The organism is Roseateles sp. PN1 (genome assembly GCF_038419725.1).
Lineage (GTDB): Bacteria > Pseudomonadota > Gammaproteobacteria > Burkholderiales > Burkholderiaceae_C > Paucibacter_A.
This window is the reverse complement of record NZ_JBCARA010000017.1, coordinates 65,251-92,033: the sequence shown is the minus strand read 5'-3', so window position 1 is coordinate 92,033 and position 26,783 is coordinate 65,251. Positions and strand designations below refer to the sequence as shown.

16 protein-coding genes are annotated in these 26,783 nt (G+C 63.5%); 6 read left to right on the top strand and 10 right to left on the bottom strand.

The genetic code is table 11. From position 1 onward, the window contains the following. A partial coding sequence (locus tag AABB87_RS21260) for a hypothetical protein (protein ID WP_341973305.1) occupies nt 1-1,337 on the bottom strand: 1,337 nt, incomplete at its 3' end. Between the two features lie 357 nt (nt 1,338-1,694). On the opposite strand from AABB87_RS21260, the gene AABB87_RS21255 reads away from it, so the two are divergent. Together AABB87_RS21255 and AABB87_RS21250 are read left to right on the top strand one after the other, a co-directional pair. Further along, a complete protein-coding gene (locus tag AABB87_RS21255; protein WP_341973304.1) occupies nt 1,695-2,423 on the top strand; it encodes a response regulator transcription factor in 729 nt (242 codons plus the stop codon). Continuing rightward, nucleotides 2,413-3,729: a sensor histidine kinase gene (locus AABB87_RS21250; protein ID WP_341973311.1), complete on the top strand. Its 1,317-nt coding sequence runs from the start codon at nt 2,413-2,415 to the stop codon at nt 3,727-3,729. The genes AABB87_RS21255 and AABB87_RS21250 overlap by 11 nt, the downstream gene beginning before the upstream one ends. 37 nt (nt 3,730-3,766) lie before the next feature. On the opposite strand, the gene AABB87_RS21245 is transcribed toward AABB87_RS21250, so the two are convergent. The 4 genes from AABB87_RS21245 to AABB87_RS21230 all read right to left on the bottom strand — a co-directional run bounded on the left by AABB87_RS21245 (nt 3,767) and on the right by AABB87_RS21230 (nt 9,999). Next, nucleotides 3,767-5,788, bottom strand: a complete 2,022-nt coding sequence (locus AABB87_RS21245) for a M3 family metallopeptidase (RefSeq protein WP_341973303.1) — start codon at nt 5,786-5,788, stop codon at nt 3,767-3,769. A 66-nt stretch (nt 5,789-5,854) separates the two neighbouring features. Further along, nucleotides 5,855-6,718: a bifunctional methylenetetrahydrofolate dehydrogenase/methenyltetrahydrofolate cyclohydrolase FolD gene (folD, locus tag AABB87_RS21240; RefSeq protein WP_341973302.1), complete on the bottom strand. Its 864-nt coding sequence runs from the start codon at nt 6,716-6,718 to the stop codon at nt 5,855-5,857. Between the two features lie 99 nt (nt 6,719-6,817). Next, nucleotides 6,818-7,441 (bottom strand): response regulator transcription factor, encoded by a 624-nt coding sequence (locus tag AABB87_RS21235; protein ID WP_058718827.1) that lies wholly within the window; start codon nt 7,439-7,441, stop codon nt 6,818-6,820. After that, nucleotides 7,438-9,999, bottom strand: coding sequence for a PAS domain S-box protein (locus AABB87_RS21230; RefSeq protein WP_341973301.1), 2,562 nt, complete (start codon nt 9,997-9,999; stop codon nt 7,438-7,440). Before AABB87_RS21230 ends, AABB87_RS21235 begins: the two co-directional genes overlap by 4 nt. A 303-nt stretch (nt 10,000-10,302) precedes the next feature. Between AABB87_RS21230 and aceE the strand changes: the two genes are divergently transcribed. From aceE to lpdA, 3 genes are all read left to right on the top strand, one after another. Further along, on the top strand, nt 10,303-13,020 hold the full coding sequence (aceE, locus tag AABB87_RS21225) for a pyruvate dehydrogenase (acetyl-transferring), homodimeric type (RefSeq protein WP_341973300.1): 2,718 nt from the start codon (nt 10,303-10,305) through the stop codon (nt 13,018-13,020). Between the two features lie 93 nt (nt 13,021-13,113). After that, nucleotides 13,114-14,814, top strand: a complete 1,701-nt coding sequence (gene aceF, locus AABB87_RS21220; protein ID WP_341973299.1) for a dihydrolipoyllysine-residue acetyltransferase — start codon at nt 13,114-13,116, stop codon at nt 14,812-14,814. A 15-nt stretch (nt 14,815-14,829) separates the two neighbouring features. Further along, the gene (gene lpdA / locus AABB87_RS21215) at nt 14,830-16,671 is read left to right on the top strand and encodes a dihydrolipoyl dehydrogenase (RefSeq protein WP_341973298.1); all 1,842 of its coding nucleotides are present in this window, start codon (nt 14,830-14,832) and stop codon (nt 16,669-16,671) included. 168 nt (nt 16,672-16,839) lie between these two features. Here the strand turns inward: lpdA and AABB87_RS21210 are convergent, their stop codons facing one another. Then, on the bottom strand, nt 16,840-19,167 hold the full coding sequence (locus AABB87_RS21210; RefSeq protein WP_341973297.1) for an MORN repeat-containing protein: 2,328 nt from the start codon (nt 19,165-19,167) through the stop codon (nt 16,840-16,842). Between the two features lie 87 nt (nt 19,168-19,254). Between AABB87_RS21210 and AABB87_RS21205 the strand changes: the two genes are divergently transcribed. Beyond that, nucleotides 19,255-19,428, top strand: coding sequence for a hypothetical protein (locus AABB87_RS21205; RefSeq protein WP_341973296.1), 174 nt, complete (start codon nt 19,255-19,257; stop codon nt 19,426-19,428). 272 nt (nt 19,429-19,700) lie between these two features. Here the strand turns inward: AABB87_RS21205 and AABB87_RS21200 are convergent, their stop codons facing one another. From AABB87_RS21200 to AABB87_RS21185, 4 genes are all read right to left on the bottom strand, one after another. Next, entirely contained in the window at nt 19,701-21,617 is a 1,917-nt protein-coding gene (locus tag AABB87_RS21200) for a TonB-dependent receptor family protein (protein WP_341973295.1), read from the bottom strand. Continuing rightward, nucleotides 21,614-22,699, bottom strand: coding sequence for a PQQ-dependent sugar dehydrogenase (locus tag AABB87_RS21195; protein WP_341973293.1), 1,086 nt, complete (start codon nt 22,697-22,699; stop codon nt 21,614-21,616). Before AABB87_RS21195 ends, AABB87_RS21200 begins: the two co-directional genes overlap by 4 nt. A 260-nt stretch (nt 22,700-22,959) precedes the next feature. Further along, complete coding sequence (locus AABB87_RS21190; RefSeq protein ID WP_341973292.1) at nt 22,960-24,669, bottom strand: amidohydrolase; 1,710 nt, start codon at nt 24,667-24,669, stop codon at nt 22,960-22,962. A gap of 305 nt (nt 24,670-24,974) precedes the next feature. Next, complete coding sequence (locus AABB87_RS21185) at nt 24,975-26,519, bottom strand: methyl-accepting chemotaxis protein (RefSeq protein ID WP_341973291.1); 1,545 nt, start codon at nt 26,517-26,519, stop codon at nt 24,975-24,977. Nucleotides 26,520-26,783 lie beyond the last annotated feature (264 nt).

The following is a 26,783-nucleotide window of genomic DNA, read 5'->3' as shown; positions in this document are numbered from 1 at the left end:
ACAACGCCCAGATCACCGATCACCAGTTGCCCGACATCGACAACGCCGCCGCCCAGAACATCCAGCCGACCGGCACCATCGGCGCCCACGGTGATGGCCTGAGCCACGCTCAAAAGCGCGCCGCTGCCTGCCACCGCAGCCACGAAGCTGGAGTCTCCTGCCAGCCCCATCGTCATCGATTTCAAGACTTGAAACTTGGCGCCGTTGGAAACGTTCAAAAGGCCCGCGTTGCCCTCGACGAAGCCGGTTTTCAATGTGGTTCCAAGTCCTGTCGCTTCAATGACGCCAAAACCGCCATTGCCCTTTTGGCCCATGAAAAGACCGTTGATGTCGGCAGCGGCGCCATTGCTGAGCTGCATCAGCCCGATGCCTTGGCCGCCCAGATAGAGGCCTCTTTGGGCTGTGTTTGCCTTGAACAGCGTGCCCGTGTCCTTGACCGTGATGCTGAAATTCACATTGGTCGGGCCGGCGCCCATATTGCCGGTGGTGGTGAAGGTGCCACCGCCCGAGACGATCAAGTCGCTGTTGCTGAGTGCCACATCGCCAGCCTCGAAGCTCGAGCCGGCGCCGTCCACCGTCATCTTTGCGGTCCCGGTCCTCCCCAAGGTCAGGTTCTTGCTGGAGGCCCTGGCGCCGGAGTCGATCAGCAAGGTGCCGCTGCCGACGTCGCCCAGGTTCAGTTCTGTGCCGACGAGCAAGCTGCTGCCCACGCCTTGCACCTGGATGGAGCCGCTGCTGGTCGGGAAGCCGCCGCTAACGGTGAAGGCACCCGCTGTGCTGTAGCTGCTGCCGGAATTGATCGTCAAGCCGACGGTCGAATTGGCGTCGTCACTAATGGAGACGGAGGCGAAATTCTTGTAGACGACCTTGTTGGACAGTGTCAGATTCCTTTGCTGGATCATGTCACCGGTGATGAGCATGCCGGCCGTGCCGCCGTCCCAGGTCTGATCCGCTTGGATGGCGAAGCCCACCTTGCTTCCCCAATCAATCGTTTGCACCTTGCTGCTCTTGTTGACAATGCCATTGTCGAGGTTCCAAAGGGTGTTGCTCGCGCCCTGAATCGTGAAGGCGTTCGCACCCACGTCAAAGACAACTTGGTTGCAGCAGGAAAACAGGTCACTCACGACCGTCGTGAAAGTCGATGTGCCGAAGTGGATGACGTCGCGACGGTCGGGTTGGCGGCCGAGGGGCGTCCAATTCTGGGCATTGCTCATGTTTTGCGTGCCCGACCCTGCGCCACCCTTCCAGGTGAAGTCAATGGCTTGCGCAAGGCCCGCATTGCACATCGCTGCAATGGCCAAGCAGGTGGGCAACACACGCAGCTTGCCTGTTGCCATGTGCCGCGCCGGCTTTGCTTGATGAGGAATGGGCCATGCGTGCTTGTTCATATCGAATCCCTGGATGTGTATGTCTGGATGGCAGCCCGTTCGCGGGCCCTGCGATTGATGGCGCTTGCTGATTCGCCCGGTGAATGCGCCTGAATCGGTCTTGACTTTGGGCAAGCAAGGCGTCGGTACGCAGCGAAGGCAGTGTCTGAAGAATCGCGTCCGGCGTGTGCGACATAAGGCGACGATTCATGACAGCGCTGTCGCATTTGCTGTGGCAATGTCATGGTGACTTGCGAGCCATTTGGCTTACGATCGGGCGCCTTGCAGTCACTGCACGCATTCCTATTCACTCAGCCGGCGCAATTGATGTCGCAACCTTCTTTGCTCCTTGTCGATGACGACGCCGAGCTCTCCGCCATGTTGGTTCGCCTCTTGCAGGCCGAGGGCTGGTCGGTGCGGGCCGCTCTCAACGCTGCGCAGGCGGAGCAAGCCCTGGCGGCCGGTTTGCCGGCTGTCGTCTTGCTCGATGTGATGCTGCCCGACGCCAGCGGCATGGACTTGTGCCGGCGCTGGCGAGCCGCTTATCCGAGTTTGGGTATCTTGATGTTGACGGCGCGCGGCGATCCTTTTGACCGCGTGCTGGGTTTGGAGTTGGGGGCGGATGACTACCTGGCCAAGCCGTTTGAGAAGCGCGAGCTGGTCGCGCGCTTGCGCGCTTTGATCAGGCGGCAAACGCCCGTGGTCGTACAGCCGCCCACGCATTGGAACTTTGGCCCTTTGAGCGTCAATTTGCTGCGCCGCGAAGTGCTGGTGAATGAGCAGGTGATTGCGTTGACGGGCATTGAGTTCAGGCTCTTGCTGGAGCTGATTCGCACGCCCGGCCAAGCGGTGTCGCGGGAGCAGCTCAGTGATGCGGTGCAGGCGGGGAGCTACCGGCCGCAAGACCGCACGGTGGATGTGCAGGTCGGGCGCCTGCGCCGGCGTCTTGCGCAGGCCATCCCGGGCAGCGACTGGATAGAAACCGTCCGCGGTGAGGGCTATGCCTTCGTGCCTCGCGGTGTGCTGGGGAAGAGCGCAGGTGACGATGCTTCCTGAGCGCATCGACTCGCTGTTCCTGCGTCTGCTGCTGGCCAAGGTCTTGTTGCTGGGCAGTTTTGTGCTGGTCTTTGGGGGCCTGCTCGTGGTGGAACGAAATCAGGTGCTGGCGCCTCAATTTGCCGCCTTGCTGGCGCCGCAGATTGTCGAAGCCATCCGCTCCCCCGATCGGGAGATCGTGCCCGCCTACGGCTTGGTGTCGGGCATCCACAGGCATGCCGGGCCACCCGAGGACTTCAGCCTGCAGGTGACGGCCTTGCCGGCAGTGGGTGAGTTTGTGCGGGAGTTGGCCCGCGTCGGGATCGCCGTTGATCAAGTCAGGTTGGGCCACAGCGAGGGTCATGCCAGGCTTTGGATCCACGCGCGCCTGGCCGGCACGCAGGGCGTCTGGTTGAGCGGGCTGGCCGCCACAGCGCTACCGCATTGGGCCCCGCGCATGACGGTTGGCATGCTCATGCTCATCATGGTGATTGCCTTGCTCAGCCGCAGCTTGGCTCGCAATCTGACCGGGCCGCTCGCGCAACTGCGGGAGCGCATGCAGGCGCATGCCGAGAGCGGGCATCAGCCAGCGGCTTTGCCGCTCAGCCCGCAAGCCGGTCGCGCGCCACCGGAGTTGGTGGCGATCGCCACTGCCTATCAGTCCTTGGCCGAACGTCTACAACGCAATGAACGCGAGCGTGCACTGCTGTTGGCGGGTGTCTCACATGATTTACGCAGCCCTTTGAGCCGCATCCGTTTGGCCGCCGAGATGCTGCCGGAGTCGGCCGACAATGCCGACGGCGTGGCCAGCATCACGCGCAATGTTGATCATGCGGACCGCCTCACCGCCAGTTTTTTGGAGTTTGTGCGCGCCAGTGCCGTCGACTTGGATGAGGTGGTTGATTTGGTAGCTGTGGCGCAGCGGGCGGTGGCTGGCTTTGAGCGGCCGGTGCAAGAGCTGGCCCTTCGGGCGCCGCCCACCTTGCTGTTGCAGCGTGCCCATGGTTTATTGATTGAGCGCTTGATCGTCAACTTGATCGACAACGCGCTCAAGCATGGCGGCATACCGGTGGTGGTGGTGATCGCATGGCATGGCGACGATGCCGCCATGCTGCTTGTCTCGGATGCGGGGCCGGGTCTGCCGCCGGGTGGGGGCGGCCATTTGCTGGAAGCCTTTGCCCGGGGGGATGCCAGCCGCAATCTGCCGGGCTTCGGCTTGGGGCTGGCCATCGTGCAACAAACGGTGGTGCGCCTGGGCGGCCAGCTTTCGTTCGCTCAAGAAGGCCAGCGCCATCAGGTCAGAGCGCGTCTGCCGCTGCGGCGCTAAGCCGCAGTCTCAGCGGACCGCGCAAAGCAGGCCTCGCTCAAGCCATGCCTTGATGGCGCAGCAAGGCGTCGATCTGCGGCTCGCGGCCGCGGAAGGCTTTGAAGCTTTCCATCGCCTCGCGTGAGCCGCCCACTTCCAGAATGTTTTGCAGATAGCGCGCGCCGGTGGCGGCGTTGAAGACGCCTTCCACCTCGAACGCGCTCCAGGCATCCGCGCTGAGCAGCTCGGCCCATTTGTAGCTGTAGTAGCCGGCCGAGTAGCCGCCCGCGAAGATGTGCGAGAAGCTGTGTTGGCTGCGATTGAAGGCGGGCGCTGGGATCACGGAGACCTCTTGCCGCACTTCGTCCAGCACGGCTTGCACGGCCTTCTCGGTGCCCGGCTCGGCATGCAAGCGCATATCGAACAAAGCGAACTCGATTTGGCGCAGGGTTTGCAGGCCGCTCTGGAAGTTCTTGGCCGCCAGCATCTTGTCGAACAGCGTGCGCGGCAGCGCCTCGCCGCTGTCCACATGGCTGGTGAGTTGCTGCAAGACTTCCCATTCCCAGCAGAAGTTCTCCATGAACTGGCTGGGCAACTCCACCGCGTCCCACTCCACGCCGGAGATGCCGGACACGCCCAGCTCATCCACCTGGGTCAGCAGATGGTGCAGGCCGTGGCCGAATTCGTGGAAGAGGGTGGTGACGTCGTCGTGGCTCAGCAGCGCAGGCTTGTCGCCTTGTGGCGAGGAGAAGTTGCAGACCAGCTGCGCCACCGGCGTTTGCTGGCTGCCTTCCGGGCGGGCCCAGCGGCTGCGCACTTCGTCCATCCAAGCGCCGGGGCGTTTGCCAGAGCGGGCGTAGAGGTCCAGATAGAACTGGCCGACCAGCTCACCCTCACGATCCAAACGATAGAACTTAACGGACTCATGCCAGACCTCGGCGGCTTGCTCGACGATTTTGACGTTGAACAGGCGTTCGATGATGTCGAACAGGCCTTGCAGCACGCGCGGCAGGGTGAAGTACTGGCGCAGCTCCTGGTCGCTGAAAGCGTAGCGCGCTTCCTTGAGCTTTTCGGAGGCGTAGGCGTTGTCCCAGACCTGCAGCTCGGCCAGGCCCAGCTCGGCGGCGGCAAAGCTGCGCAGCTCGGCCAGGTCTTGCTCGGCAAAGGGGCGGGCGCGTGCGGACAGGTCACGCAAGAACTCGAGGACCTGCGCGGGCGAGCTGGCCATCTTGGCCGCCAGCGAGGCTTCGGCGAAGTTCTTGAAGCCCAGCAGCGCGGCTTCTTCCTGGCGCAGCTGCAGCAGCTCTTCGATGATGGCGCTGTTGTCCCACTCGGGCTTGTCGCCGAGCTCACTAGCGCGGGTGACATAGGCGGTGTAGAGCCGCTCGCGCAGGGCGCGGTTCTCGGCGTACTGCATTACCGGCAGATAGCTGGGGAAGTGCAGGGTGAGCTTGTAGCCGGGCTTGCCCTCAGCCTCGGCGGCGCTGCGCGCGGCTTCAATCGCGTCGGCGGGTACACCGGCCAGCTCTTCCAGCGTGGCGTAGTAGGCAAAGCCATCGGTGGCGTCCAGCACATGCTCGGAGAACTTTTGCGCCAGCTCGGCGCTGCGCTCCTGAATGGCGGCAAAGCGTTCCTTGGCCGCACCGCTGAGCTCGGCGCCGGAGAGCACGAAGTCACGCAGCCAGAGCTTGAGTGCTTGCTTGCGCGCCGGGTTCAGCTGCGCCGCGGCCGGGCTTTGGGCGATGGCTTTGTACTTGGCGTACAAGGCTTCGTCCGAACCCTGGCGGGTGAAGAACTCGGTGACGGCGGGCAGGGCGGCGTTATAGGCCTCGCGCAGCTCGGGGCTATTGGCCACGGCATTCAGGTGGCTCACCGCCCCCCAGGACGCGCCCAGGCGCTCGGTGGCCACGCCCAAGCAGGCCGACAGAGCGTCGTAGTCCGCCGGGGTTTGCTCGGAGGTGGCAAGGGCCAGCGCGGCATCGGCCTCGGCCAGCAATTGTTCGATGGCGGGCTGGATATGTTCGGGCCGGATGCTGGCGAAGGCGGGCAGGGCGGCGGTACTCAGCAGTGGGTTGCTCATCGATGCTCTCGGGATGGTCGTGGGGCGTGCTTGGGTCGGGCGAGGTGGTGCTGGGCCAGTCTAGCTTTAGCCGGCCAAGGCTGCAGTTCGCTCGGCGGATTCCATGGTGTTGACCAGGAGCATGGTGATGGTCATGGGGCCAACGCCGCCGGGCACCGGGGTGATCCAGCCGGCCACTTCCTTGACGCCGGCGAAGTCGACATCGCCGCAGAGCTTGCCCTCGTCATTGCGGTTCATGCCCACATCGATGACCACAGCGCCGGGCTTGACCATGTCGGCGGTCAGCACATCGCGCTTGCCCACGGCGGCCACGATCACATCCGCCTGACGGGTGTGGTGGGCCAGGTCAGCGGTACCGCTGTGGCAGACCGTCACGGTGGCATTGGCCTGCAGCAGCATCATGGCCATGGGCTTGCCGACGATGTTGGAGCGGCCGATCACCACGGCATGCTTGCCGCGCAAGTCCTTCATGCCGATGCTCTCCAGCATCTTCATGCAGCCGTAGGGGGTGCAGGCCTTGAAGCCAGCTTCGCCGACCATCAGGGCGCCGGCGCTTTCAATCGCGAAGCCGTCCACGTCCTTGGCCGGAGAGATGGCTTCGATGACCTTGTGGTCGTCGATGTGCTTGGGCAGGGGCAGTTGCACCAAGATGCCGTGGATGCTGGGGTCATTGTTGAGCGCGTCGATGCGGGCCAGCAGTTCGGCCTCGCTCATCGTGGCTTCGTACTTTTCCAGCACCGAGTGCAGGCCGGCGTCCTGGCAGGCCTTGACCTTGTTGCGCACATACACCTGCGAAGCCGGGTTGTCGCCCACCAGCACTACGGCCAGGCCGGGCTTGACGCCCTTGGCGGTCAGCGCGGCAGCGCGCTGCGCCACTTCGGCGCGGACTTGTTGGGACAGGGCGTTGCCGTCGATGAGTTGGGCTGTCATGGCTGTGGACTCCGGTGATGCTGGACGTAAAAACTTGGGCTTTGAAAATGCAAAAAGCCGCTGAACAATCAGCGGCCGTTTTGGCGGGGCGGGTGGGGCTCAGGCCTTGGCCGGGGCGCCGAGTGCGATCTTGAGCAGATCGGCCACCGTGTTGGCGTTGAGCTTTTCCATGATGTTGGCGCGGTGCGCTTCCACCGTTTTGATGCTTATCCCTAAGTCGTCAGCGATTTGCTTGTTCAGGCGGCCGGCGACGATGCGCTCGAGCACCTGCGCTTCACGCGTGGTCAGGCGGGACAGCAGGGCGTCGCGGCTGGCGGCTTCTTGGTGGGTGGAGAAGGCGTTGCGGGCCTGGTCCAGCATGCGCTCGACCAGGTTGACCAATTCGTCTTCCTTGAAGGGTTTTTCGATGAAGTCCATCGCACCCTTCTTCATGGTCTGCACGGCCATGGGCACATCGCCGTGGCCGGTGATGAAGACCACGGGCAGGGGGCTCTTGCGCTCGAGCAGGCGGTCTTGCAACTCCAGGCCGCTCATGCCTTCCATGCGGATATCGGCGATCAGGCAGGCAACTTCGCGGGGGTCGTAGCGGCTCAGGAAGGACTCGGCGGAGTCAAAGCACTTGACGCGGTAATCCTTGCCTTCGAGCAGCCATTGCAAGGAATCGCGTACGGCCTCGTCGTCATCGACAACGTAGACATTACCCTTTTTCGGAATCAGACTCATGGTGTCGCTATTTGGTTTGTGCCGCTGACCGATGCCCCTGTGGGGACCTCAGTGCGTGAGATGTCTACTGGGATGCTGAAGGCGAACCTGCAGCCTACAACTGCGTCCCCATTGTATAAGTTCTCAGCCCTGATCCGACCCTGGTGAGACTCAACGATAGACCGGCATAACCCTAGGCCGATGCCCAAACCGTCGGACTTGGTGGAGAAAAAGGCCTCGTACATTCTGGAGATCACCTCTTCGGGCATGCCCGGGCCCATATCGGTGACGCTGAAGTCGATGTGCCCGCCCAATTCGGGCGTGTGCTTGGGCACCACGCGCAGTTCGATGTGGCGGCGCGAGGCCGGCAGGCCGGCGTTGTCGATCGCTTCCGCCGCGTTCTTCAGCAGATTCATCAAGACCTGTTCGATCAGGATGGGGTCCACCATCAGCTGCGGCAGGCGCTGGGCGATATAGGTGTGGATGGCGACATTGCGGCGCCGCAGCTCGATGCCGGCCAGTTCGACCGCGTCCTCGACGATGTCGTAGGCATTGGCCGCTTCGCGCTTGGGCTCGCTGCGTTTTACGAAGTTGCGGATGCGGTGAATGATCTGCCCGGCGCGCGCCGCTTGCTTGGCGGTTTTCTCCAGCGCAGCCAGCAGGTCTTCTTTTTGAATCGCGTCGTTGCGCACCCGGCTGACCATGCCGTTGCAGTAATTGGTGATGGCGGTGAGTGGCTGGTTCAGCTCATGCGCCACGCTGGACGCCATCTCGCCCATGGTCATCAGGCGGCTGGTCATCTGTGCCTTCTCGGCCTGGCTGGCGGCCAGGGCCTCGGCTTTGCGGCGGGTGGTGATGTCGGTGGCGATCAGCATCTGCGCCAAGCGGCCATCGGTCCATTGCAGATAGCGGCTGCGCACGTCGAACCACATCTCCAGCGACTCCACATAGACCTCGCGCGGGTCGGAGCCGGTTTCGGTCAGATGCTGGGCGGGCAGGCCGGAGTAGTCGTCCACCTCCTCATCCACATCCGGCCCGGCGCTGCGGCCCAGCTGGCTGCCCGAGAGCTGGGCATGGCCGGCCGGGTCGGCGCCAAACCAGAGCCGGTAGCTGCGGTTGGCAAACAGCAGTTCGCCCTGCTGCACCGACAGCACCGACACGGCGGCGTCCAGGCCTTCCAGCACCGTGGTGAAACGCTCGTGCGAAGCGGAAAGCTGGTCGCGCACGCGCTTGGCCTCGGTGATATTGGTCATCGAGGTCATCCAGCCGCTTTGCTTGCCCTTGGCATCCACCAGAGGCGAGAGGTAGATGCGGCCGTCAAAAATGCTGCCGTCCTTGCGCATGATTTTGACTTCGGCGCCGCCGGCCGGGCTGCGGCCATTGATCTCTTGGGCCAGCAGGCGGCCATTCTCTTCAAAACGATCCGGCGGCCAGAAAGGGAAGGGCGGCTTGCGGCCCACCAACTCGGCTTCCGAGAAGCCGGTCATGGCGCAAAAAGCCGGGTTGACGTAGGAGATGCGCGACTCCATGTCCATGGCTCGCATGCCGGTGAGCATGGAATTCTCCATTGCGCGGCGGAAGTTCATCTCCGAGCTGAGGGCGTTCTGAATCTGTAGGCGCCTGCGCATATGGCGCCATGTGCCCAGGAGCATCCACACCGTCAGGGTCGACAGCGCCACCACCATCCAGAACAAAGTGTTGCTGATGAGGCCGAAGCTGCTGCGATAGCCCTCGCCGCGCAGCACCAGGCCGTTCAGCGCCGGGGCCAGCGGCACCTCATGCAAGATGGATGGCAGCTTGGTCGGTTTGCCCGGCATCGGGGTGACGGTGCTGGAGACCACTTGCTCGCCCGAGTCCAGCACGCTGACCACATGGCGCGAGGCCACCTCGCTGGGGATGTAATAGCGCAGCAAGGCCTCCACCGAGTACTCGGCAATCACCACGCCCGAGAAGCCATTGCGATCCAGCAAAGGCACTTGGATCTGGAACACGGTGGTGTTGTTGGCGTCACGGAAAGGGGCGGAGTAGACCGGTGCCCGGCGCTCGCGTGCGGCCTCAAAGGCCAGCGTCGGCGCATTGGACTGGTTGGTCATGGGCATGGACGGGTCGTTGCCGTCCGGCACCATCAGGCTATCGGCCTGGAAGCCGGCGGCGCTGACGCTGGCGCGGCGGTCGCGCCGGCTAGACAACCAAGTCACATGGGTGATCTCGGGGCGCTCGCGGGCGAAGGTGGCGGCCTGGGTCGAGAACTCTTGCGCGTCGGTGGCGCGGGTGGCGATCTCGCGGGCGATGCGCACCAGTTGTTCCTGGTTCTCGATCAAGCGCAGGCGAATCTGCTGCTGGGCAATTTCGGTGTCGCGCTTAACGGCTTCAGTCTCGCGCTCAACTTCCTCGTTCCGCAAATACCAAAAGGCCAAGATGATGGCCATCAGGAACAGCAGCACCGAAATCAGCGGGCCTAAGGTCGCGAAGCGGTCTTGCCGCGAGGGCGACTGGCGGCGCCACCAAACCATGGCCTTTTGCTGCAGTGGGCCCACCAGCGGGCTGCGATAGTTTTTCAGTTTGAACGGGAAGGGCATGGCGCGATTATCAGAGGCCTTGAAGTGCCGCTCGAGATTAAAGCGAGCCCAGCAGTCTGTGCGATCCATGACGGGTTTTACGTACGTAATTCCGCATTGCGAAACGCCCTCGCACAATTTGAGAGTGGCGCAAAGTTGTGAGACACTGCGCGCAAACGCGAAAAGCCAAAAGCAAGAGACGTTTGCCCTTGGCGCTTGGTCCGGCCTGAATTTGCCCGGCCAAGCGGTTTGTCAAATGGCGAGAATGTGGCCAGCAAAGAAGCTGGCGCAACTGGCCCGATACCCCAAAGTTTGGAGACATGCATGTCCGCGCAGCCACAGTCTTTTCTAGGCGCAGCCGCCACTGACACCGATTCGCTGGAAACCAAGGAATGGTTGGACGCGCTGTCCGCCGTGATTGGTGAAGAGGGTGGTGAGCGTGCGCATTTCCTGCTCGAAAGCCTGATCGATCATGCCCGCCAAGCCGGCATCGACGTGCCTTTCTCGGCCAACACGGCCTACGTCAACACCATTCCTGCCAACCAGGAAGTGCGTTGCCCCGGCAATATCGAAATCGAAAAGCGCCTGCGCGCGTACATGCGCTGGAACGCCATGGCCATGGTGGTGCGGGCCAATCGCCTGAACCCGGCTGACGGCGGCGACCTGGGTGGCCATATCGGCTCCTTCGCCTCGCTGGCTTCCATGCTGGGTGCCGGCTTCAACCATTTCTGGCATGCCGAGAGCGAGAACCACGGCGGCGATCTGCTCTACATCCAAGGCCACAGCGCGCCCGGCATCTATGCCCGCGCCTTCTTGGAAGGCCGTCTGTCCGAAGCGCAGCTGGACAACTTCCGCCAGGAAGTGGACGGCAAGGGTCTGTCCAGCTACCCGCATCCCAAGCTGATGCCCGAGTTCTGGCAGTTCCCCACCGTGTCGATGGGCTTAGGTCCCTTGATGGCCATCTATCAGGCACGCTTCCTGAAGTATCTGCACGCCCGCGGCATTGCCAATACCGAGAACCGCAAGGTCTGGGCCTTTATGGGCGACGGCGAGATGGACGAGCCGGAATCGCTGGGCGCCATTGGCCTCGCCGCGCGCGAAGGCCTGGACAATCTGGTCTTCGTCATTAACTGCAATCTGCAGCGCCTGGACGGTCCGGTGCGCGGCAACGGCAAGATCATCCAGGAGCTGGAAGGCGAATTCCGTGGCAGCGGCTGGAACGTCATCAAGCTGATCTGGGGCAAGGGCTGGGACGAACTGCTGGCGCGCGACAAGAGCGGCAAGCTGAAGCAGCTGATGATGGAAACCGTGGACGGTGACTATCAGGCCATGAAGGCCAATGACGGCGCTTTTGTGCGCAAGAATTTCTTCGGCAAGTACCCCGAGACTGCCAAGCTGGTCGAGCACATGAGCGACGAAGAGATCTTCGAGCTGCGCCGCGGTGGTCATCAGCCCGAGAAAGTCTTCGCCGCCTTCCACAAGGCCCACAACAACACGACGGGTCAGCCGACCCTGCTGCTGGTCAAGACCGTCAAGGGCTATGGCATGGGCAAGGCCGGTGAAGGCAAGAACACCGTCCACCAGACCAAGAAGCTGACGGATGAGGACATCAAGTACATCCGCGACCGCTTCGGCATCCCAATTCCTGACAGCGAGCTGCCCAAGCTGCCTTACTACAAGCCGGCCGATGACACGCCCGAAATGCGCTATCTGCACGAGCGCCGTCAGGCCCTGGGCGGCTACCTGCCCAAGCGCCGCGTCAAGGCCGACGAGACCTTCACCGTCCCGCCCCTGAGCACCTTCCAGGCTGTTCTGGACGCGACCGCCGAAGGCCGTGAAATCTCGACCACCCAAGCCTATGTGCGCTTCCTGACGCAGCTGCTGCGCGACAAGGACCTGGGCCCGCGCACCGTGCCCATCCTGGTTGACGAAGCGCGCACCTTCGGCATGGAAGGCCTGTTCCGCCAGATCGGTATCTACAACCCCAAGGGTCAGCTCTACACGCCGGTCGACAAAGACCAGGTGATGTACTACCGCGAGGCCAAGGACGGCCAGATCCTGCAAGAAGGCATCAACGAAGCCGGCGGCATGGCCAGCTGGATCGCCGCGGCCACGAGCTACTCGACGAACAACCGGGTGATGATCCCGTTCTACGTCTACTACTCGATGTTTGGCTTCCAGCGCATTGGTGACCTGGCCTGGGCGGCCGGCGATATGCAAGCGCGCGGCTTCTTGCTGGGCGGCACTTCGGGTCGCACCACGCTGAACGGCGAAGGCCTGCAGCACGAAGATGGCCACAGCCACATCCTGGCCGGCACCATCCCCAACTGCGTGAGCTACGACCCGACCTTCGCGCACGAAGTGGCGGTGATCCTGCACAGCGGCCTGAAGCGCATGGTGGAGAACCAAGAGAACATCTACTTCTACATCACCCTGCTGAACGAGAACTACCCCATGCCTGGCCTGCGCGCCGGCACGGAAGAGCAGATTCTGAAGGGCATGTATCTGCTGGATCCGGCTGCCGCTAACGCCGATGCCAAGCTGACGGTGAACCTGCTGGGCTCGGGCACCATCCTGCGCGAAAGCCAAGCCGCCAAGGACTTGCTGGAGCAGGACTGGGGCGTGGCCGCCAATGTGTGGAGCTGCCCGAGCTTCAACGAACTGGCCCGCGATGGCCAGGACGTGGAACGCTACAACCTGCTGCACCCGACGGCCGAGCAGCGCGTGTCCTTCGTGGCTCAGCAGCTGAGCCAGACCAGCGGTCCGGTGATTGCCTCGACCGACTATATGAAGAACTACGCGGAGCAGATCCGCGCCTACGTGCCGGGCGGCCGCACTTACAAGGTCTTGGGCACCGACGGCTTTGGCCGTTCAGACTTCCGCTCCAAGCTGCGTGAGCACTTCGAGATTAACCGCCACTACATCGTGGTGGCCGCGCTGAATACCCTGGCCGACGAGGGCAAGCTGCCCAAAGCCAAGGTAGCCGAAGCGATCGCGAAGTACGGCATCAAGGCCGACAAGATCAACCCTCTGTACGCGTAAGCGGACAACCGGGGTTGAACTTGGGGCGTCACTCAGATCGCGAAGCGATGTGGGTGACGGCCTCAAGTCGTGCCCCTTGCACGGAGAACAAACATGGCATTGGTAGAAGTCAAGGTCCCGGACATCGGTGACGTCAAAGACGTGGCAGTGATCGAGCTGCTGGTCAAGGTGGGTGACACGGTCGCCCTGGAACAAAGCTTGATCACCGTGGAGAGCGACAAGGCCTCCATGGAAATCCCCAGCACCCACGCTGGCGTGGTGAAGGAGATCAAGGTCGCCATCGGCGACAAGGTCAATGAAGGCAGCCTGGTGCTGTTGGTGGAAGCTGCCGGTGTAGCAACTGCTGCCGCTGCGCCCGCGCCTGCCGTGGCGGCAGCGCCTGTTGCCGCCCCTGCGCCCGTCGCCGCCGCGCCGGCCGCTGCCGCAGGCGCCAGCAGCTTCATCGAAGTCGTGGTGCCGGACATCGGCGACTTCGACTCGGTGGCTGTCATCGAGGTCTTCGTCAAGGTGGGTGACACCATCAAGATGGAGCAAAGCCTGGTGACCGTGGAGAGCGACAAGGCCTCCATGGAGATCCCCAGCTCGCACGCTGGCGTGATCCGTGAACTCAAGGTCAAGCTCGGCGACAAGATCGCCAAGGGCTCGCTGCTGGCCGTGGTGGAAGTGGCCGGTGCCGCTACGCCTGCACCGGCCGCCGCGCCTGTTGCTGCAGCCGCTGCACCCGTGGCTGCTGCAGCTCCGGCTGCCGCCGCCGTTACGGCCGCGGTGGCAGCCGCTGTCGCCAGCGTGGCCGCGCCCGCTGCCGCACACAACCCCACCGTTGCCCCCACAGGCAAGCTGCCTCACGCCTCGCCCAGCATCCGCCGCTTGGCGCGTGAGCTGGGTGTGCCGTTGACGGAAGTTGCTGGCAGCGGCATGAAGGGCCGCATCACCGAGCAAGACGTGCAAGGTTTTGTGAAGAGCGTGATGAGCGGCGCGGTGCAGACCCTGGCGCAAAAGGCCTCGGCACCTGCTGCTTCTGCCAACGCTTCGGGTGGCGCCTTCCCCGGCCTGCTGCCCTGGCCCAAGGTGGACTTCGAGAAGTTCGGCGCGGTCGAGCGCAAGGACATGTCGCGCATCAAAAAGATCTCGGGCGCCAATCTGCATCGCAATTGGGTGGTCATCCCGCACGTCACCAACCATGACGACGCGGACATCACCGAGCTGGAAGCCTTCCGCGTTCAAACGAACAAGGAAAACGAAAAGAACCCGGCCGCCGTCAAGGTCACCATGCTGGCCTTCATGATCAAGGCCGCCGTGGCAGCCTTGAAGAAGTTCCCTGAGTTCAATGCCTCGCTGGAAGGCGAGGGCGACGCGCAGAAGTTGGTGCTGAAGAAGTACTACAACATCGGCTTCGCGGCAGACACGCCCAATGGCCTGGTGGTGCCGGTGATCAAGGATGCCGACAAGAAGGGCATCTTCGAGATCAGCGGCGAGATGGGCGAGCTGGCCAAGAAGGCCCGCGACGGCAAGCTGGGCCCGGCCGAGATGAGCGGTGGTTGCTTCACCATCTCCTCGCTGGGTGGCATCGGTGGCCGCTACTTCACCCCCATCATCAATGCGCCCGAAGTGGCCATCATGGGCGTGTGCAAGAGCCAGATCGAGCCCAAGTGGGATGGCAAGGCCTTCCAACCGCGCCTGATGCTGCCGCTGAGCCTGAGCTGGGATCACCGCGTGATCGACGGCGCTGCAGCCGCGCGCTTCAACGTCTATTTCGCATCGCTGCTGGCGGATTTCCGCCGCATCGTGCTCTGATCGGGAGCGTCAGTCATGGCACAAGTGAATGTTCTCGTTCCTGATATCGGCGACGTCAAAGACGTGGCCGTGATCGAGTTGCTGGTCAAGGTGGGCGACACCGTGGCTGTGGAGCAAAGCCTGATCACGGTCGAGTCCGACAAGGCCTCGATGGAAATTCCGTCCTCGCACGCGGGTGTGGTGGCGGAGATCAAAATCGCCCTGGGCGACAAGGTCAACCAGGGCAGCGTGATTCTGGTGCTGGAAGCGGCTGGTGCGGCGACTGTCAGCGCCCCTGCGCCAGCAGCTGCGGCCGCGCCTGCTCCCGCGCCAGCAACACCGGTTGCCGCCCCAGTCGCTGCGCCGGCACCTGCCGTCGCCGCTGCGGCCAGCTACAGCGGCAGCGCCGATCTGCATTGCGATCTGCTGGTGCTGGGCGCCGGCCCTGGCGGCTATTCGGCGGCCTTCCGTGCGGCCGATCTGGGCCTCAATGTCGTCTTGGTGGAGCGTTATGCCACCCTGGGCGGCGTGTGCCTGAACGTCGGTTGCATCCCGTCCAAGGCCTTGCTGCATGTGGCGGCGGTGATGGACGAGGTCTCGCACCTGGGCGATCTGGGCGTGGACTTCGGCGCGCCCACCGTCAATGTGGACAAGCTGCGCGGCCACAAGGAAAAGGTCATCGGCAAGCTGACTGGCGGCCTGGCGGCTATGGCCAAGATGCGAAAGGTCACCACCGTGCGCGGCTACGGCCATTTCCTCGACGCCAACCATGTGGAAGTCGAAGAAACCACCGGTGCTGCGCAAGAGAAGACCGGCGCCAAGAAGACCATCCACTTCAAGCAAGCCATCATCGCGGCCGGCTCGCAAGCCGTGCGTTTGCCTTTCTTGCCGGATGACGAGCGCATCGTTGATTCGACCGGCGCGCTGGATTTGCGCGGCACGCCCAAGAAGATGTTGATCATCGGCGGCGGCATCATCGGCCTGGAAATGGGCACGGTCTACAGCACCCTGGGCGCTCGCCTGGACGTGGTGGAAATGCTGGACGGCCTGATGCAAGGCGCTGACCGCGATCTGGTCAAGGTCTGGCAGAAGATGAACGCCAAGCGCTTCGACAACATCATGTTGAAGACCAAGACCGTCGGCGCCACCGCCACCCCCGAGGGCATCAAGGTTCAGTTCGAGGGCCTGGACGGAACCAAGAGCGAAGGCACCTACGACCTGGTCTTGCAAGCCGTGGGTCGCACGCCTAACGGTAAGAAGATCGCCGCCGACAAGGCCGGCGTGGCCGTGACCGACCGTGGCTTCATCAACGTCGATGTGCAGATGCGCACCAATGTGCCTCACATCTTCGCCATCGGCGATGTGGTCGGCCAGCCCATGCTGGCGCACAAGGCGGTGCACGAGGCCCATGTGGCGGCCGAAGTGGCCGCCGGCGCCATCCTGGGTGACGCCCATCTGTCCAAGAGCCAGTTCGACGCCCGCGTGATTCCGAGCGTGGCCTACACCGACCCCGAAGTGGCGTGGGTGGGACTCACCGAAGACCAGGCCAAGGCCCAAGGCATCAAGGTCAAGAAGGGCCTGTTCCCCTGGACCGCATCGGGCCGCGCGATTGCCAACGGCCGCGACGAAGGCTTCACCAAGCTGTTGTTTGATGACTCGCCGGAAGCCCATGGCCACGGCAAGATCCTCGGCGGCGGCATCGTCGGCACGCACGCCGGCGACATGATCGGCGAGATCGCACTCGCCATCGAAATGGGCGCCGACGCCGTGGACATCGGCAAGACCATCCACCCGCACCCCACGCTGGGCGAAAGCATCGGCATGGCGGCGGAAGTGGCGCATGGCAGCTGCACGGATTTGCCGCCGACGCGGAAGTAAGCTGCACCCTCAGCGGTTCAAAAAAGAAAAGCCCGAACGTGGACCGTTCGGGCTTTTTTCATTGTCACTGCAGATAGCGGGCGACTTGAACAAGGTGTGCCGGGAGCGGCGCAAGGCATTCAGTGGCATGCCATATGCCGCCCTCGCGCATTGGTGAAGCCTGCGACCTCATTGACGCATGCGCGTCTCGATGTCTTTCACGGCCTTGTTGTAGCGCTCGGCGAACTTGCCCGTGCTGTGCTGGGCAGCACAGCGATACAAGGCGATGGTCTGCGGCAAGCCCAGCCAGTCCGGTCGGCACTGCACGCTCTTGGCCGCGAGTTGTTCGCTGCGGCAGGGGCCTTGGGCCACGTTTTCAGCGCCTTCGGGTTGACCCACGCCGGGCGCATTGCAGGTGAACGATTCTTTCTTGATGGGGTAGGGCGCGCCGAGCGCATCGATGTCCGCCGCTGTCGCAGCCGATGCCGCAGGTGCTGCGGGACTCGGAGGCGAAGCGGCGGCTGATGAGTTGTCGCGTTGGGAGGCCAGGCTCGCCGCAAGGTTGTTGAGCATGGCGTTGCTGTTGTCCGTGGGAGCGGCTCGCTTGCTGCTCTGTTGGGCTGCGAGCTGCAACTCCTTTTGGTACTGAGCGAGTTGCTGCGGCGTCAGCTGGGCTTGCTGTTGCGGTGTCAGGGCCGCGAGACGTTCCAGTGTGTTCATGACTTGATCGGGCGCCTGTCCACCGGCGGTGCCTGCTTTGACTTGCGCCTGAGGCTGGCTGGCGCGTGCCTGCACTTGAGCCTGAGCTTGAGCTTGAGCTTGAGCTTGAGTACGTTCGGCTTGAATCCCTGTAGATGCCGCACGCAAGCCGCTGCCGCCGCTGTCACGCGCCACGTCGGAAACGAAACCAGAAATCATGCGAGCTTTTTCGCTGCCACTGATGCCTGAAGCCGAGCCCATCAAGGCCGCACCGAACAGGCCCACCAAGACCTGGCTGGTCTCGACTTGCGATTTGGCCTGGGCTTCCCGCTGTTGCTGGCGCTCGGCGTCGAACTTGGTCTTGCCTTGGCGCTTGCCTTCAACAAACAAGCCTGCAAATCGGTCGCCATCGGGCCAAGTCATTTCACCTTGACCGTCCATATGGTTGTCACGGAAGTCACCGATGTAACGCTGGCCGCTCGGCCAGACGTAGGTACCGCGTCCTTGTCGCTTGCCGGCCATCCATTCGCCGTCGTAGCGTTGTCCGCTGGCATAGACCATGCTGCCGCGCCCCTGCCGGGTATTCGCCTGCCATTGCCCCTCATAGCGCGAACCATCGGGCCAGGAGTAGACACCTTGCCTGGACCTCAAACCCTCTCGCCATTCGCCTTCGTAGCGCTCCCCGTCTGGGTATTCAATGCGTCCGCGGCCAGATCTCTTGTCACGCTCGAAGCCCCCGCTGTAGCGGGTCCCGTCGGCGCTCAGCCATTCGCCTTGCCCTTGGCGGTGGTTGTTTGCGAACTCGCCCGAGTAGCGATCACCATTCGGCCATGACATGAGGCCGCGGCCGTGCATCTGACCCTCGACAAAATCGCCCTCGTAGCGTCCACCGCCACTGTTGACCGTGGTGTGTCGCCCGGTCAAGCGCTGCACCGTTGCCCGCTGGTCGAGTTCAAATACCGAGCCTTTGGCATTGGTGAATTGGCCCAACAACATGCGATTGTTTTCAAGCTTCCCGACGAATCGATCACCGTCGGGCCAAGTCATGGTGCCCTCTCCGTTCGCCTTGGCATCGAGACATTCCCCTGCGTAGCTGATGCCGCTCTTGAAACGCAATTGGCAAGGGCCAGAAAGAATGTCGTTGCGCCAGTCTCCCTCATAGCGCTGTCCGTCGGGCCAACTCATGACCCCAGCGCCTTGCTTCTGGCCCTTGACCCATTGCCCCTCGTAGCGCTGGCCATTCTTCATGGTCATGGTCCCGGCGCCTTGTTGTTGGCCCTGACTCCATTCGCCTTCATAGCGATCTCCATCGGGCCAAAGCATGACCCCCCGGCCTTGTCGCACGCCATGGGCCATTTGGCCCTCGTAGCGTATGCCGCTCTGGTCGACGATGGTCGCGCTGCCGCTGAAGCGTTGCAGTTCGGCGCGTTCATCGACCTCAATGCGTTGACCGTCCGCCTTCGTCAACAGGCCAAAGGCCGGCTTGTCGCTGATGAACTCGCCCTCGAAGCGGCGGCCATCCGGCCATTGCAGGTTGCCCCGGCCATGGCGGGAGTAGCCGCGCAGCCCGCCTTCATAGATTTCGCCATTCGGCAAGAAAAGACGGCCAGAAACCGGCTCGTTCTTTGAGAACACGCCCTCCAAGCGCACGCCGTCCGGCCACACGATGGTGCCGCGGCCATGCCTTTGATTGTGGGCGACCTCGCCCTGGTAAACCGCGCCATCGTCCCACTTGAAGACGCCGGTTCCACGGGCTTTGTCTTGGCTGACCCATCGGTCCGCCGCCCAGGCTGGCGCGGGGATGCTGGCAATGAGCAAGCACAAAACTGCGGCGGCTATGGCTGATTGGGGGCGGGGCAGTTGCGCTTTGCTTGGGCAAAGCGATTGGAGTCGTGGCATGTCGGGATGAGTCATCCGAAGATTTTAGAAATTGGCTCGGTTTCGTGGCAATGGACCTTGCTGTTTCAAACGCGCGTTTGCGGCAGTTTTTGGCGCGCGAAGTGGTGCATCGAGCCGCTGCCGCCGCTGCCGCCGCTGCCGCCGCTGCTGCCGTTCAGGCGCTGCTTTTTGCGCTTTTGAGCAGCATTGACCCGAGCGGCGAAGACGGGCCAAGTGGCACCAGCGCTGCTGTGCCCCTGGCTTGAACTGAGCCAGTTCGTCGGCATTTGAGTGAGCTCAGCGCAGGGCATCCGTTTCTATGGCGCTTCGACTGCGATTCGGATGCCTCAACGGGTGTCGGCACCCGAGCCCAGCGATCGTGGCGGTGCAGTTGTGGGTGTTCAAAGCCGTCGTTCAACCTGGTTGCTCGTGCTGCCCAAGCACAGCCGTACAGCCGTACAGCAGGGCAGAACTCACCGAAAGCCTTGGCTAAGTCCTAGCTGCAGCCGACGGGGGGCACCGGGCTCCAAAAAGCGGCCATTGCTTTCGGCCACGATGACGCTGGCGGCGTGGCGCCGGTCGAGCAGATTGTCCAGCGCTAAGCGCAGATGCCACGGCCCCGAAGCGTTACGGCCCTCGCGTTGTAGCGCCAAGCCCAGCAGGGCAAAGCCGGGCGCAGCGTTGCGGGCATCGGCCCACAGCTTGCTTTGCGCCTGCAGCCTGGCTTGGGCGCGCCAGCCGGCCGCTTGCCAGCCGAGCGCCGCATAGGCCTGCCGCGCCGGGGCGCCCGGCAAGACCGAGCCATCGCTTAAGCGTGCGTGCAACGCGGTCAGCGCCACTTGCACATCCCAATTCTGGAGGAGGACTTGCTGCCATGACAGCTCGGCGCCGGCGCGGCGAATGCCCTCGGCATTGCCGAAGTGGGCCCGTCCGCCGACGTTTCCTAAGGCGACGATCTCCTGGCGGCTGCGGGCGGTGAAGGCACTGAGTTCCAGGCCGTTGCCGCGCACCCCGACCTCAAGCTGGCCGCTGTGCTGCGCTTGCAAGCTGGTGTTCAGGCCGCTGCTGCCGTCGCTGCGGTAGGCGAGCTCGTTCAAAGTCGGCGTTTCTTGGGCGCTGCCGGCGTTGGCATAAAGGCCCCAGCCGCCGCTCAAGCGGTGGCTCAGGCCCAGCATGGGGCTCAGGGTATTGAAATGGCGCTGCCCGCTGTCGTCACCATTGCCGAGAAAGTGATCCTGGCTGCGCATCTGCAAGCGGCTGCCGCGCAGCCCAGCGTGCAGGGTGGTGGCTTCACCCAGCGGCTGACGCAGCTGCGCGTAGAGATCCAGGCCCAGCGCTTGATTGCTTTCGTCACGGCGCAGTGCGCCGGTGAGGCCGAGCTGTGAGCCGATGAAGTTCTCGAAGCCCTTGCGCCCATCCCGTTGCCCTTCCACCGCCAGCCCAATGATGGCGGTGGCGCTGCCCAGTGTGCGGCGGGTCCGCAAGTCAAGCCCGGCGAAGCTGCGGTCCAGGTCAATGACGCCGCCGGGATGACTCGGCACCGCCTGCACATTGACCGGGATCGACTGCCATTGCCTGACCTGGCGCTGGCCTAGCCAGGCGTTTGCGCTGCTCGAGTCGCCTTTCCAGCCGGCACCTATCTGCCATTGATCGGTCGTTTTGCGGGTGTTGAAAGACAGCGCTTGCACCGAGCTGCTGAAGGGCGCCTGCTCCCATTGCGCCCGGCTCAGCCCCTGCGGATCACTGGCTTCTAGATGCAGCGCATTGAAGCTCAAGCGCAGGTCGCCGTGGTCCAGGCGCAGATCCATCAGCTTGCGCTTCGCGCCCGCTTGCGGCCGCCACCCGTCTTGTTGCGAGGCGCTGGCATCCAGACGCAGCGCAGTGTCTTGGCCGAGCAGATGATCGGCGTGCAGGCGCAGCAGTCGCTCGCCAAAGGAGCCCGCTTGCACATCCAGGCGCAGCGGCTCGGCGCCTGTTGCGTCGCGGGTTGAAAAGGCCAAGACGCCGCCGCTATTGCTGCCGTAGAGCGCGCTGAAAGGGCCGCGCAACAGCTCAACGCTGGCCACGCTGGCCAGCGGCACATGGCTGAGCGAGCCGCTGCCGTCGGGCATGGTGGCGGGGATGCCGTCGACGAAGACGCGCAGACCGCGCACGCCAAACGGAGTGCGGGCACCGAACCCCCGAATCGACAGCTGCGTGTCCTGCGCCAAATTGCCGCGCTCGGCGGCGAAGACACCGGGCGTACTCGCCAGCCAGTCGGCCACCGGGCGTTCTTGCAGCAAGGCTTGGGCTTGGATCACGGTGGCCGTCAAACCCTCTGCACGCCCTTGCACCAGCACCGGCGGAAGTTCGGCCGTGCTGGCGGCTGCCAGCAGTACAGCGCTTATCAAGGCTTGGGCAGCAGGCGCAGGAGTTGCGCCGGCTCGTTCTCGGTCAGCACATAAATCAGGCCGTCGGGTCCTTGGCGCACGTCGCGCACGCGGCCGATGTCTTCAAGTAATTTTTGCTGCGCGACGGCGCGGCCGTCTTTGACTTGCACGCGCTCGAGGTAGCGGAACTTGAGCGAGCCCACAAAGTAGCTGCCTGCCCAAGCGTCGCCGTAGGCCTTGCTGGTCAGTTGCGCTAGGCCCGAGGGCGCGATCGATGGGGTCCAGTGAATGAGGGGTTGCGTCAGGCCCTCTTTGGCCGTGAGGCCAGCGCCAATCTTGCCGCCACCGTAGTTTTCTCCGTAGGTGATGACGGGCCAACCGTAGTTCTTGCCGGCTTGCACGAGGTTCAACTCGTCGCCGCCCTGAGGGCCATGCTCATGGGCCCAAAGCTGGCCTTGCGCGTCAAACACCAAGCCTTGCGGGTTGCGGTGGCCGTAGCTGTAGATCTCGGGTAAAGCGCCTGGGGTTTGGGTGAAGGGGTTGTCGGCCGGTGCTTTGCCGTCCTTGTTCACGCGGACAATTTTGCCCAGGTGGTTGTCCAGTTGTTGCGCGCGTTGCATGCCGCTGAAGCGCTCCCCCAAGGTCATGAACAAGTTGCCGTCAGGGCTCTCGGCGATGCGGCAGCCGAAGTGATGCCGGCCCGCCATTTTCGGAGCCTGGCGAAAAATGACCTGCACCTGCTCCAGCGCCGTGGCATCGGCATTCAGTCGTGCCTTGGCCAGCGCCGTCCCATTGCCTCCCGCACCCGCTTCGGTGAAGCAAAAATAGAGCTGCCGGTTGCTGGCGAATCCGCTGTCCAGCACCAGGTCTAGCAAGCCGCCTTGGCCGACGGCGTCAATCTTGGGCAAGCCCTGCAGCGGCGCGCTGACCCGGCCTTTGGCGTCGATCTTGCGCAGCGCGCCCGGCCGCTCGGTCACCAGCCATTCCGCGCCGGGCAGGGCGGCCATGGCCCAGGGGCTGTCCAAGCCTTGGGCGACCACCTCGGTTTTCAGGGTTTGCGCCTGTGCGGCAACAGGCATCAAGAGCCAGAGTAGTTTCTTCATGGTGCAGCGCTCGTTGTGGGGGAACGAAAAGAAGTTGTGTTTGTTGCGGCCATTATGGGCGGCGTCGCTCAAGGCGGGTGTCCTCGCCACCCTAGGCGCCGATGAGGGATTCGGTCGCTGAGCGGCAAGCTGGCAGGCGCTTAGCGGCGCTTTGCGGCGCTGAGCAATGCTCGCCATCGCTTCGGCGGGACCTTCGTGTTCGACCATCGGCTGGCAAGCGCCAGCCTCGCATGGGCCGGGCTGAGTTGTGCGCTGTGCCCCTACTTGGCGAAGCTGCTGGCCCCATAGCTCAAGCGCCCCGCCACGAACACGCCCAAGGTTTTCAGCTGAGACAGCTCCTGTGGGGGCACGGCATAGGGATTGCGGTCGACGATCTGGAAGTCGGCCCATTTGCCGGCTTCAAGCGTGCCGGCTTGGTGCGCGATGCCCAGCTGGTAGGCGCCGTTGCGGGTCATGGCACGCAGGGCCTGCTGAATACTGATGGCTTGTGCGGGATTGATGCTGCGGCCTGAGCTGCTGAGGCGGGTGATCGCGGTCTGCATCAGGCTGAAGCCATTGGCCGGGAACATCGGGCTGTCCGCATGCAGGGTGGGATGCATGCCCAGTTCGCTGGCCTGGCGCACGGGCAGCAACTGCTCGGCGGCTGCGCTGCCGATGATGGCGTCGCGCAGCGCGTCGCCGTAGTACAGGATGTGGTTGATGTGGAAGCTTGGCGTTACGTTCAGCGCCGCGAATTGCTGGACGACCTCGCTAGGCATCATCACGCCGTGCTCGACACGCACCAGCGGCCCGTGGCTAGGCGGGAGTCCGGCTAGGGCAATGGCCGCGGCCACTTCGCGGTTGGAATCATCGCCCTGGCTGTGGATGGCGACTTGCCAGCCCGCAGTGCGATAGGTTTTGATTTTTTCGGCCAGCGTGGGCACGGAGATCATGGCTTCGCCGTGGCTGCCGGGTGGGATACCGAGTTTGCGCGCCAGTGGGCTGTCCAGATAGGGGGCGCTGGTTTGCATGCTGCCCGTATAGGGCGAGCCGTCGTGCCAGAGCTTGACGCCGACGATGCGGAAAAATGGGTTGTCAGTTTGCGGCACCTCGGGGAGGTATTTGAGTTCGTCTTCCACCAAGTAGAAGAACTGCCGCAGGCGCGGCCTCAAGTCCTTGGATGCCACATAGCGCGCCATCAAGGGCGGGACGTTGTAGCCCAGCGAGGCCACTGAGGTAAAGCCTTGCGCGAGATAGCCGTCCAAAGCCGCCTCATAACGGCCGAAGAGCTTCAGCGGGGATTTCAAGTCCGTGATGAAGGGCGCGATGGCGCGGGTCTCGGCGATGAAGCCGGTGAACTCGCCCTGGCTATCGCGCTCGTAAAAAGCGCCTTGGCCTGGATCGGGCGTGTCGCGCTTGACGCCGGCCTTCTCAAAAGCCTTGGTATTGGCCCAGGCCGAATGCAGGGTTTGCGAAATGAGTAGCACGGGATGCTCGGGGGCGATCTGGTCGAGCGCCTGGCGCATTGGCACTTGCAGATCGGGTGTCAGGATCGCATCAATGCCTCCGGCGTAGACCCAGTCGCCCTTGGGCGTTTGGGCCACGGCCTCGCGCAATGCTGCCCAGACTTCGGCATTGCTCTTGTGCTTGAAGCCGGACAGATCGTGTGTGCTCTTGAAAATGGCGCTCAGGGTGGGGTGTTCATGCGCGGCAACAAAGCCTGGCAGCACGACACGCCCGTGCAGATCAATCATCTCGGTGCGCGGGCCTTTCAATGCGAGCACCTCGGCTTCACTGCCGACGGCAACGATCAGCCCATCGCGAATGGCCATGGCCTGGGCGGACTCGTCCTGGTCATTGACCGTCAGGATGGTGCCCCCGCGCACAATCAGCGTCGGCGTTCTGTCGCCGCTGCCGCAGGCGGCCAGCAAGCCGGTCGCGACCAACAGCCATGCCCCCAAGTTCAAGCTCAAGCCGTGGCGTTCGCGCATGGAGTCCCCCTCGTCTTTTTCTCCGGTCCCGCGGCAGTGTATGCAATATGCGCTGAGCTGTACGCAGGGTTGAGGTGTTAGCAGTGATCCTTGCTCAGTCGGCTGCAGTCGCTGCGAACGAGGGCTTTGTTGCGCGTCCCTGAGTCTGCTCATTCCATTCGTTACTGCTCGGCATGACGCGCCGCAAGATGCTTACGCTGGAGCGCGAATTCCCTGGCGAGCGTTGGCTGCCTTGCTGCCCGGCAGGCGCAGTGTCCACCTCAGCGGGCTGCGCACGACGCCGAACTCGCGCACCTCGCCTCGCCTCAGGCGTGGCCTGGCAATCGGAATGCCACCACGGTGCGGGCCAGCTCGGCGGCCTGGTGCTTGAGGCTTTCGGCGGCGGCGGCGCTTTCTTCCACCAGGGCGGCGTTCTGCTGAGTCACCTGGTCGAGCTGGTTGACCGCTAAGCCAACCTGGTTGATGCCGCTGCTTTGCTCAGTGCTGGCATGGCTGATTTCGTCGATCAGATCATTGACCCGCTTGACCTGATTGACAATGTCGCCCATGGTTTTGCCCGCGTCGGCAACCTGTCGGGAGCCGTTGTCCACCTTCTCCACGCTGTCGCCGATCAAGGTCTTGATTTCCTTGGCCGCCAAGGCTGAGCGTTGGGCCAAGCTGCGCACCTCTGAGGCCACGACGGCAAAGCCGCGGCCTTGCTCGCCAGCCCGGGCGGCTTCCACGGCGGCGTTCAGGGCCAGGATATTGGTTTGAAAGGCGATGCCGTCGATGACGCCAATGATGTCGACGATCTTCTTCGAGCTGGCGCTGATGGCCTCCATTGTGTTGACCACCTCGCCAACAATGGTGCCGCCCTGGCCCGCCACCGATGACGCCGTGGCCGCCAACTGGGTGGCTTGGCGCGCGGTCTCGGTGTTCTGCACCACGGTGGCGGTCAGCTCCTCCATCGAGGCGGCGGTTTGTTCCAAGTTGGCGGCTTGCTCTTCGGTGCGCTGGCTCAGGTCGGCGGCGCCCGAGGCGATCTCGGACGAGCCCGTGGCAATCGAGTCAGCGCTGTGCCTGACCTTGCCGACGATGCCCACGAGGCTGTCGTTCATGCGCTTAAGGGCGCCCAGCAACTGGCCGATTTCGTCGCTGCCGCGAACCTCGATTTGCGAACTCAGGTCACCCGCCGCCACCGTCTCTGCCACTTGCACCGCACGGGCAATGCCGCGACTGATCACGCCAATCAGCAGCCACGCCATAGTGCCGGCCACGGCCACGGTCAAAACGGCCAGCACGATGGTGCGGCTGAGTACCGCCTCGTAGTTCTCTTGGCTTTCTTTGTATTCGCGGTCTGCCTCGACCAGTTGCACGGTGATCAACTGCTCGATCAAGCCGCCGACCGGGTCGATCGCCGGATACAGCTGCTTGGCGGCGAACTCGCGCAAGCCGTCGATATCGTTCTTGCCCATCAACTCCTGGGCGCGGTTGGCCGCAACATCCGCCTGTTTCATCAGCGGCTCGGCCTGGCGGACCAACTCCTGCTCCTTGGGAACCAGCCGTGTGGCTTTGTAGGCCTGCCACTGTGTCTCGATCACCTTGTCTGCATCATCGATGGCCTTGCTGCCTTGGGCCGGGGTGAAGCCCCCATCCCGGGTCTTGTGCGTGCTGTCCACGATGTTGACGGCATAGGCGTCAGCAATCGCCTTCAGCTGCTTAAGTGGCACGACTCGGTCGTTGTAGATGCTTGCCAGCACTGAGTTGCTGTGCCGCAGTCGATTCAAGGAGGTGGCGGAATCAAGCACCAGCAGGGCCAGCAAGGCAGCGACGAGTAGCAAGAGGCGGGTCCGGATCGAAAGACTGTTCATGCTGCACTCCTTGAGAGATGACAAACACCGGCGTCATGGATGCTTGGAGTATCTGTGCCATCGGCCCAACATGAAAGTGGCGCGCCGCGACATCGTTCGCGCTCTTGGCTCTTGGCTCTTGGCTCTTGGCTTATGGAGCGTGCGCGCTTGGACGCCAGGTCGGCGCCAAGCGTACGTGGGCCGTCGACCTGCGGGTTTGAGTGAGGTCTTGGCCTGTGAACCCCTGCGTTTGCCCGCTGAATTGGCCCTGCGAGCCAAGACCAT

Excerpts from the sequence above, each read along its gene's own strand:
- AABB87_RS21255 (WP_341973304.1), top strand. The coding sequence starts at position 1,695 with ATGTCGCAACCTTCTTTGCTCCTTGTCGATGACGACGCCGAGCTCTCC.
- AABB87_RS21250 (WP_341973311.1), top strand. The coding sequence starts at position 2,413 with ATGCTTCCTGAGCGCATCGACTCGCTGTTCCTGCGTCTGCTGCTGGCC.
- AABB87_RS21245 (WP_341973303.1), bottom strand. The coding sequence starts at position 5,788 with ATGAGCAACCCACTGCTGAGTACCGCCGCCCTGCCCGCCTTCGCCAGC.
- folD (WP_341973302.1), bottom strand. The coding sequence starts at position 6,718 with ATGACAGCCCAACTCATCGACGGCAACGCCCTGTCCCAACAAGTCCGC.
- AABB87_RS21235 (WP_058718827.1), bottom strand. The coding sequence starts at position 7,441 with ATGAGTCTGATTCCGAAAAAGGGTAATGTCTACGTTGTCGATGACGAC.
- AABB87_RS21230 (WP_341973301.1), bottom strand. The coding sequence starts at position 9,999 with ATGCCCTTCCCGTTCAAACTGAAAAACTATCGCAGCCCGCTGGTGGGC.
- aceE (WP_341973300.1), top strand. The coding sequence starts at position 10,303 with ATGTCCGCGCAGCCACAGTCTTTTCTAGGCGCAGCCGCCACTGACACC.
- aceF (WP_341973299.1), top strand. The coding sequence starts at position 13,114 with ATGGCATTGGTAGAAGTCAAGGTCCCGGACATCGGTGACGTCAAAGAC.
- lpdA (WP_341973298.1), top strand. The coding sequence starts at position 14,830 with ATGGCACAAGTGAATGTTCTCGTTCCTGATATCGGCGACGTCAAAGAC.
- AABB87_RS21205 (WP_341973296.1), top strand. The coding sequence starts at position 19,255 with ATGAGTCATCCGAAGATTTTAGAAATTGGCTCGGTTTCGTGGCAATGG.
- AABB87_RS21195 (WP_341973293.1), bottom strand. The coding sequence starts at position 22,699 with ATGAAGAAACTACTCTGGCTCTTGATGCCTGTTGCCGCACAGGCGCAA.
- AABB87_RS21190 (WP_341973292.1), bottom strand. The coding sequence starts at position 24,669 with ATGCGCGAACGCCACGGCTTGAGCTTGAACTTGGGGGCATGGCTGTTG.
- AABB87_RS21185 (WP_341973291.1), bottom strand. The coding sequence starts at position 26,519 with ATGAACAGTCTTTCGATCCGGACCCGCCTCTTGCTACTCGTCGCTGCC.